This is a genomic window from Bacillus sp. 7884-1, assembly GCF_002272245.1.
Taxonomy (GTDB): domain Bacteria; phylum Bacillota; class Bacilli; order Bacillales; family Cytobacillaceae; genus Neobacillus.
This window is the reverse complement of record NZ_NPDD01000149.1, coordinates 1-7,423: the sequence shown is the minus strand read 5'-3', so window position 1 is coordinate 7,423 and position 7,423 is coordinate 1. Positions and strand designations below refer to the sequence as shown.

8 protein-coding genes are annotated in these 7,423 nt (G+C 37.6%); 4 read left to right on the top strand and 4 right to left on the bottom strand.

Going from position 1 to position 7,423, the window contains the following annotated elements; genetic code table 11:
* The first annotated feature begins 137 nt into the window (after window positions 1-137).
* Window positions 138-545, top strand: coding sequence for a DUF1761 domain-containing protein (locus tag CHI06_RS17710; protein WP_095249953.1), 408 nt, complete (start codon window positions 138-140; stop codon window positions 543-545).
* 33 nt (window positions 546-578) lie between these two features.
* Here the strand turns inward: CHI06_RS17710 and CHI06_RS17705 are convergent, their stop codons facing one another.
* Window positions 579-3,332 carry a GTPase domain-containing protein gene (locus CHI06_RS17705; RefSeq protein ID WP_095249952.1) on the bottom strand — a complete coding sequence of 918 codons (2,754 nt, stop codon included), beginning with the start codon at window positions 3,330-3,332 and terminating at the stop codon, window positions 579-581.
* A gap of 244 nt (window positions 3,333-3,576) precedes the next feature.
* On the opposite strand from CHI06_RS17705, the gene CHI06_RS17700 reads away from it, so the two are divergent.
* On the top strand, window positions 3,577-4,089 hold the full coding sequence (locus CHI06_RS17700) for a hypothetical protein (RefSeq protein WP_095249951.1): 513 nt from the start codon (window positions 3,577-3,579) through the stop codon (window positions 4,087-4,089).
* 16 nt (window positions 4,090-4,105) lie between these two features.
* Entirely contained in the window at window positions 4,106-4,369 is a 264-nt protein-coding gene (locus tag CHI06_RS17695; RefSeq protein WP_095249950.1) for a zinc ribbon domain-containing protein, read from the top strand.
* 26 nt (window positions 4,370-4,395) lie between these two features.
* Here the strand turns inward: CHI06_RS17695 and CHI06_RS17690 are convergent, their stop codons facing one another.
* The 3 genes from CHI06_RS17690 to CHI06_RS17680 form a co-directional block, all read right to left on the bottom strand.
* Window positions 4,396-5,118: an amino acid ABC transporter ATP-binding protein gene (locus tag CHI06_RS17690; protein WP_095249949.1), complete on the bottom strand. Its 723-nt coding sequence runs from the start codon at window positions 5,116-5,118 to the stop codon at window positions 4,396-4,398.
* Window positions 5,115-5,771 carry an amino acid ABC transporter permease gene (locus CHI06_RS17685; protein ID WP_095249948.1) on the bottom strand — a complete coding sequence of 219 codons (657 nt, stop codon included), beginning with the start codon at window positions 5,769-5,771 and terminating at the stop codon, window positions 5,115-5,117. Before CHI06_RS17685 ends, CHI06_RS17690 begins: the two co-directional genes overlap by 4 nt.
* 108 nt (window positions 5,772-5,879) lie before the next feature.
* Complete coding sequence (locus CHI06_RS17680; RefSeq protein ID WP_095249947.1) at window positions 5,880-6,698, bottom strand: basic amino acid ABC transporter substrate-binding protein; 819 nt, start codon at window positions 6,696-6,698, stop codon at window positions 5,880-5,882.
* A gap of 298 nt (window positions 6,699-6,996) precedes the next feature.
* Between CHI06_RS17680 and CHI06_RS17675 the strand changes: the two genes are divergently transcribed.
* Window positions 6,997-7,305: a PspA/IM30 family protein gene (locus CHI06_RS17675; protein ID WP_095249946.1), complete on the top strand. Its 309-nt coding sequence runs from the start codon at window positions 6,997-6,999 to the stop codon at window positions 7,303-7,305.
* The last annotated feature ends 118 nt before the right edge of the window (window positions 7,306-7,423 follow it).

Genomic DNA, 7,423 nt, shown 5'->3' with positions numbered 1-7,423 from the left:
CCTGCGGAAAGCGAAGCGCCTGGAGCACAAATCAACAGCCCAATTGACACAGCCTAATTTATAAGAGTCTTTTGTTTTAGTCGAGATATCATGGTATAATTCACCGAATATACAGAAAATTAAAAGGGGTAAATGAAATGGATTTCACGAATGTCAGTATATTAGCCATCATTTTAGCAGTAGTCGCAAATATGGTCATTGGAGCACTCTGGTATTCTCCTGTTCTTTTTTCTAACATTTGGGTTAGATCATTAGGCAAGAAAATGGAGGATATCGATCCCAAGGGAGCTTACGTAGGTTATGGATTAACCACACTCGGAGGGATTTTCACTGCAGTTGTCCTTTCCTTATTTATTCAGTTATTAGATACGGTAACCATATTAGATGGGGCTTTATTCGGATTTCTAATTGGTCTAATCGCTGCGTTTAGAGAATTATCCCCTACCTTCTTTGAGAGCCGCAACTACACGTTATTCTTCATTAGTGCAGGCTATCATATAGTCGCCTTGACGGTTATGGGCATTATTATTGCTGCTTTTGTATAATGATAAAGGGTGCCCATTGGGCACCCTTTATTATTAATAAATCGTTTGAACACCCTTGCCTGCTATTGTCGTCCATTCAAATTGACGTAGTCTAACTTCAAATAGTGTCAACGGATCGCGGAACATTTCCGGGTTTGTATTCATTTTTTTCAGTATATCTTGATTTGTAGTTATTTGAGACCGTGATTCCTCGATTGCTTCATTAAGGACCTTCAATGGTTGTCTGAAAAACATTGTAATGTCTCGTTCTAATGATTTTTCAAATAGCTCGAATTGCTGGAAGAAGCGTTCAATCACGACCTCAGTTGGTTCAGAATAGCTATCATTTTTCACAAAAGCTTTGTATTTTTTATACAGCATGGCTTTATTTTGAGATATTGCCCCAAATAACTTCCCTGCGCTTTTCAATAAAAATTGTGATGGTGTATTGCGAAGTAAGATATTTACCTTTTCTAATTGGAACCGGCCCGTCATTCTATCCGTATCCCGACGCCAATCATCCAACACTTTAAAGTCACATTCTGTGTTAATCCGCTCTTCTCCATACAAGCTATTTAAGCCTTCAGCCATTTCATTTAAAAAAGCCTGACCTTGCTCAAATTCCTCTTTACCATTGATGATCCATTCTTGAAGTGATGTATAATATTTCGGCATTACTTCTTGCTCCAAGTAATCTTGTATTCTATTGTTCATCACATCATTTAGCTCCAAATGAATCGTACTAATATTACTGTCTTCCTTGATTAACTCGGAACATTCTTGCAGTATTTTCGGTACTGTGGCAGAAATTTCATTTTGAATGGATTCCTTTATGGAGCGGTAAGACCTTGTGATTGCTTTTGTCTTTTGTGACTCAGCGTCCTTTAATTGATTAAGAGCTCCATTTAACTTCAGCACCACTTCTTCGTTCCAGCGAACTGACTCAATTAATTGATTCTCAACATCAATTCTCTTTTGCAGCAACCTGGAAATGGTTGTTCGGATGAAAAATAAAAGCTTTGCCAAGCGTTTATCGGCTATGTTTCTTTTATCCTTTACGGATTGAATAAAGCTCTTTAGTTCGACTAATTGCTGCCCACTTTCATATTGAGAGGAAAAAGGTAGTACTTGTGCTTCAGGTAAATAGGACTGAATCCTGGACCTAGTTTCGTCGAAAATTCTTATTGCTTCCTGCTCATTAGCAATCGTATCCATCTTATTCAAGAGAAAATGGACGGGAATATCGGGAGCAAGTTCATGAATTTGTGTTAGAATCCCCTTCTCTTTATCTGTAAAAGGAGCATTTGCATCTAAGACAAATAATAAACTATCTGCCATTTGAAGATACTGCAGCACTTCATAGCGATCTTGATGGCTGCCTTTTAGACCTGGCGTTTCAATTAATGCCAGTTTCTGCTCATACAATAATGGAAAAGGCTGTTGAAATTCGATAATAGATTCTAGTGCATTTCGACGACGATCCATTCGCTCTTGAAATTGCACGAAATCTGCGAGTTTTACTGTCTCTTGATCGGTTATTTCATAAATATTTAAGTCCTCAACGTCCTTAAACATAACAAGCGATGACGTGGGGCTATCCTGAATCTCTTCCCCTAGAATGGTATTTATGAAGGAAGACTTCCCGCTGCCACTTAATCCAGTAATCAACAAGTGATGGGTATCAAAATCATTCAATTGCTGAACCATCCATTTTAAGCGGTTATTCTCACCTATATCTTGACTATTGGCCCAACTAATAATGGACTCAAAGAGATTTATACATTCTTCTAATTCGTTGAAATGACTTTCTGTTTCACCAATAAGATTTTCAGCCACATTGACAATTGACATACTAATACTTGTTGGAAATAGCTCATTCCATGATAATACCGCAGCTGACACTATGACCGTATGCATAGGAACTGATAAGCGCAGCCAATTTGTTAATAGGTCAGGTACAAGGTCTTCTAGTGTTTTAATCGTCTGGCTGCCATTTATTAATCCAAAATACGTTTCATAATGAAGATCTGATAGCAATTGGAAATGGTTGTTTGTGCTAATATCAAGATTCAATAGAAGATGATTTAATTCTTTTAGCCATGTAAAATGGTACTCTTCACTTTTATAGCTGTTCCAAAGTGACGCAGTAAGCTCTTCAAACATTTCCTGGTCTAAGCTGTACAGCTCAAATAGTCCCTGTAAGAAATAATTTGGATTTAAGCTTTTGGTTACACCTTTCTTGACATATGAATTCACTGTATCAAACCATTCAAGTGAACCCGTTCGTTTTGCTTCATTCAGCGCAAGTTCAATTGCATGATCCCAATCCTGCTGTTCCTCAAAATAAGCACGGGCTATTGCAGTCACATTCGGATAATCGGGGTTTGCATCGATTGTTCTTTTGATAATCTCCACTGCTGCCTCAGACTTTCCTCGTTCAATATAAAGAGAAAACAGCTGTAAAGCCACTTCTGTCTTTAATGTAGGATTATTTGTTTCAATGGACAGATAAAGGTCCTCAGCATTTGAAAGAAGACCTGTTTCAAAATAGGCATCGGCAATATTTTTCCTAGCCCAAAGCTCGAGTTCCCCCACAACGTTTTCCCATTTAAAAATAGCTGCCTCAAAATCCCGATTATAAAAATAGATTTCTCCTTGTGCAAAGCGTATAGACGTTAAATCGGGCATATCCTTCTGAAGTTCTTCCTGATACGCGTCACCTAACACACGTATGGGCTGTACATTTTCATGTTCATTTATATACATTTGATAATATGACTTTTTTATTAACTGACTTTCCAACGTCATTACCGTCCCTCCAATACCACCACTTCTATGCATTCATATGGGAAAGAGGCAGAATTATTCCTCTATACAATTCGAACGATGTACTCATTTTTAGTCCCAATTATATCGATTCTATCAAACAATTTTTTAATTAAGGTTTCAGTAATATTTCAATTTGAATACATTGTACTAAATAAGCAGGCGCTTCTACTTTTATTCCCTTTCACTGTATAATGAATTCAATCAACCAAAAGGAGCATTTACTTTGGAAAAGGACGAAGCCGTTTATTTGGCAGATTTGATAAAAAATTCAAGACCTGCCAATTATGATATTAAAAAAATGGAAACAGTTAATGGAACACTGCCACGGTTTCATCAATGGACAAATGGTAAACAAACCTTAGCAGGCTTTGAAGTTACTCGGCTAGATAGCGACACCAGTTATTATTTTCTATTCATCGATTGGCACCGCAATGACAACTATTATTTAGTCATTTACTTACATAATAAATCAACCACAGCTGCGGAGTTGAGAGTAATTGAAAAAGTAGATGGAAGCCCCCATATCGTATGGAAGTACAATCCTTTAAAACGTGATGGGAAAAACATTCAACGAAAAGCCTATTTTAGGCAAATGTTTGGCTCAACAACCCTACAAATAAAAGTTCCTGCCTCCACTTTCGAAGTGGAGGAATTCTTCGAGCAACTATTTAGACTCTGCCAAAACCGGATAAAAGCAGATAAAATCGTTGACGTATTTGATTTTGAAAATAAGTAAATGGAGTGGTTTTATAATGAAAACCTATAAAATTTGCCAAAGCTGTGGAATGCCATTAGCAAAAGATGAACTTGGCGGGGGAACTGAAAAAGACGGGTCAAAAAGTATAAAATATTGCAGCCACTGCTACATCAACGGCGAATTTACCCAGCCAGACCTAACTGTTGATGAAATGAAAGAAAGAGTAAAACAAAAAATTGTTGAATTCGGAATGCCTAAGTTTGTCGCAGGATTCTTAACAAGAAATACAGACAAGCTTGAAAGATGGGCAAAAAATTAGGGAGGTGGTGAGCCTCCCTCTTTTTTTTATAATACCTTACTCAAAAAGGCTTTGGTTCGCTCTTCCTTTGGATGATCGAATAATTCATTTGGAACATTTTCTTCAACGATAAGCCCGCCGTCCATAAAGATTACGCGGTCCCCTACTTCCTTTGCAAAACCCATTTCATGTGTAACAACCACCATGGTCATACCTTCTTTAGCAAGCTGCTTCATAACTTCCAAAACCTCTCCGACCATTTCCGGATCAAGGGCTGAGGTTGGTTCGTCAAACAGCATGATTTTCGGCTCCATCGCAAGTGCTCTTGCAATCGCGACACGCTGCTTTTGACCGCCTGATAAAGAATCTGGATACGCTTCTGCCTTATCCTCTAATCCTACTTTTCTTAAAAGCTCTAAACCTTTTTTCCTAGCATCAAGAGCGGAAGTATTTCTGACTTTCATTGGGGCAAGCATGATATTTTCGATAACCTTTTTATGTGGGAACAGATTAAACTGTTGAAAAACCATCCCTACTTCTGTCCGTACTTTATTGATATCTGACTTTTTATCGGTAATATCCGTTCCTTCAATATAGACATGTCCATCCGTAATGGATTCTAAAAGATTAATACAACGGAGGAAAGTGGACTTACCAGACCCAGATGGGCCAATCACAACCACAACCTCTTGCGGCTTAACGGTTACATTAATATCCTTTAGTACAACATTGGTTCCAAAAGACTTTTTTAAATTTTTCACTTCAATCATTCTGTTGCTAGTCTCCTTTCAAGTCGGCTTAATACGTAACTTAAAGAAAGCGTTAATACAAGGTAAATAAGCGCTGCCGTAATATACGGCTCCCATACACGGAAATATTGACCTTGCATGGCTCGTCCCCAATACATAAGTTCCGGGGCTGCGACTAGCGAAGCGAGAGAAGATTCTTTAATTAAAACAATAAATTCATTACCTAGCGGCGGTATCATCCTTTTAAACGCTTGTGGAAGAATCACATAACGCATAGCTTGTACATGCGTCATCCCGAGAGAACGGGCTGCTTCCATCTGCCCTTTATCAATGGATTGAATTCCTGCACGGAAGATTTCCGCTATGTATGCAGCAGAGTTTAATGACAGAGTTAAAATCGCAGCAGCAATACCATTTGTTCCCCCTGTAAACAGCGGTACTACCGCAAAATGAATTAACATAATTTGTACGAGCATGGGTGTACCACGGAACAAAGTGATATACACGCCAAAAGGGAATGATAGAAATTTATTTTTCATCATTTTTCCTAACCCGATAAACAAGCCAAGGATTGTCCCTATTAAAATACCAGCTAACGATAGTCCAATTGTCAGCAGCGTCCCTTTAAGAAAAAAGGGTGCGTATTCCGCTAAAATACTCCACTGAATATCCATTATTAATCCCCCTATAAATCCGTAACCTTCTGTTAAATAATGTAAGACTAGGTATGAAACCAAAAATTGCGTAACTTCTAGTTTTCAAGAGTTACGCAATTTCCATTCTTATTGTTGGTCTTTTAGTATTTGCACATCTGGATCTACCTTAAACCATTCCTTGTAAATTTCTGCATACGTTCCATTATCAAACACTTCGTTTAGCGCTTTATCGAAATCCGCTTTTATCTTACTGCCCTTCGAAAACATTAATCCGTAGAACTCTTGGGCAAATGCGTCCTTATCTTCAATAATGACAAATTTATCATTTGGATTATTTTTTGCATATTCTTCAATTACTGTATTATCCGCAACAACCGCGTCTGCTCCTCCAGCCTTAAGCTCAAGGATTGCTAAGTTATTGTTTTCAAACTTTTTAATTTGACTGCTGTTTTTACCAAGAAGACCTTCAACCGCTTCCTGACCAGTTGTTGCGTTTTGAACAGCAATAGTTTTATCCTTCAAATCTTCTGCACTTTTGATATCACTGCCTTCTGGAACCATAATCTTATTAGTAGATAAGAAGTATGGTACTGAGAAATCATATGTTTTCTTTCTATCCTCATTAATGGTAATCGACGAAATACCAATATCAGCAATTTTCTTTTCTAATTCTACGAATATTGGATCCCACCCGGTATGAGCAATACCAATTTCGTAACCTGCTTCTTTCGCAACCGCTTTAATTAAGTCAATATCGAAGCCTACAATTTCACCCTTATCCTGATATTCAAATGGTGCATATGCTGCATCCGTTACGACACGGAGAGTTTTCTTCTCCTTATCGGAGTCATCCCCATTACCACTTGTTTCACTCGAGCCACATGCAGTAAGGATTAACATAAAAGCCATGACCAAGAACGTTGTTAAAAGTTTAAACTTCTTCATTTTCCCATCCCCCTAATATTCTTTTGAAAAATTAATCTTTAAAACATTTATAATTTTTAGAATATAACGATTATAACTTTTTTTGCATTGATATTCAATATTTTATTATTAATACTTTAGTGTTTTACTATTTTAATAAGCTAAAAAAGCAATATAAGAATAGTATTTAATAGATAATTGTTTATTTAGGATTGATATTATGTTTATGTTTCCATTTTAACTAGGCATATGCCCACACTCTCCACATATACCTACATAATCTATAGGGTATTAATTGAAAAAAAAGGAGAGTTGCCCAATGTATCCTTATGGCTATTATCAAGTTCCACCAACACAGTATGATTATAATTCATACGACCAGTTTGATGTGTATACACAACCACAACAAGACCAGTATGACCCGTATGATCCGGACAGACAACCGCAGCAACTTGAGCGCAGAGTTAGTCAGCTCGAAAGACAAAATGAGCGTCAGGAAAGGCAAATCAATCAACTTCAACGTGACGTAAACCAGCTTCAACGTCGCCTGCAGCGTGTAAATCAACGACTGCGTCAAGTCGAAAGAAGATTCAACTTCCCATTCACTCCATTTGATGGTGAATACTAATATGTAATGCCAGAATCAGGCTTTTTACGCCTGGTTCTTTTTTTATTTGGCTGTGTTAAAGGAAACTGTTGATTTTAGAACTCTGTTGATTTGTGTGGAAGGCGCGAAACTCCTGCAG

Bases quoted from the DNA above. Each gene is read 5' to 3' on its own strand.
- CHI06_RS17710 (WP_095249953.1), top strand. From the start codon at position 138: ATGGATTTCACGAATGTCAGTATATTAGCCATCATTTTAGCAGTAGTC.
- CHI06_RS17705 (WP_095249952.1), bottom strand. From the start codon at position 3,332: ATGACGTTGGAAAGTCAGTTAATAAAAAAGTCATATTATCAAATGTAT.
- CHI06_RS17695 (WP_095249950.1), top strand. From the start codon at position 4,106: ATGAAAACCTATAAAATTTGCCAAAGCTGTGGAATGCCATTAGCAAAA.
- CHI06_RS17690 (WP_095249949.1), bottom strand. From the start codon at position 5,118: ATGATTGAAGTGAAAAATTTAAAAAAGTCTTTTGGAACCAATGTTGTA.
- CHI06_RS17685 (WP_095249948.1), bottom strand. From the start codon at position 5,771: ATGGATATTCAGTGGAGTATTTTAGCGGAATACGCACCCTTTTTTCTT.
- CHI06_RS17680 (WP_095249947.1), bottom strand. From the start codon at position 6,698: ATGAAGAAGTTTAAACTTTTAACAACGTTCTTGGTCATGGCTTTTATG.
- CHI06_RS17675 (WP_095249946.1), top strand. From the start codon at position 6,997: ATGTATCCTTATGGCTATTATCAAGTTCCACCAACACAGTATGATTAT.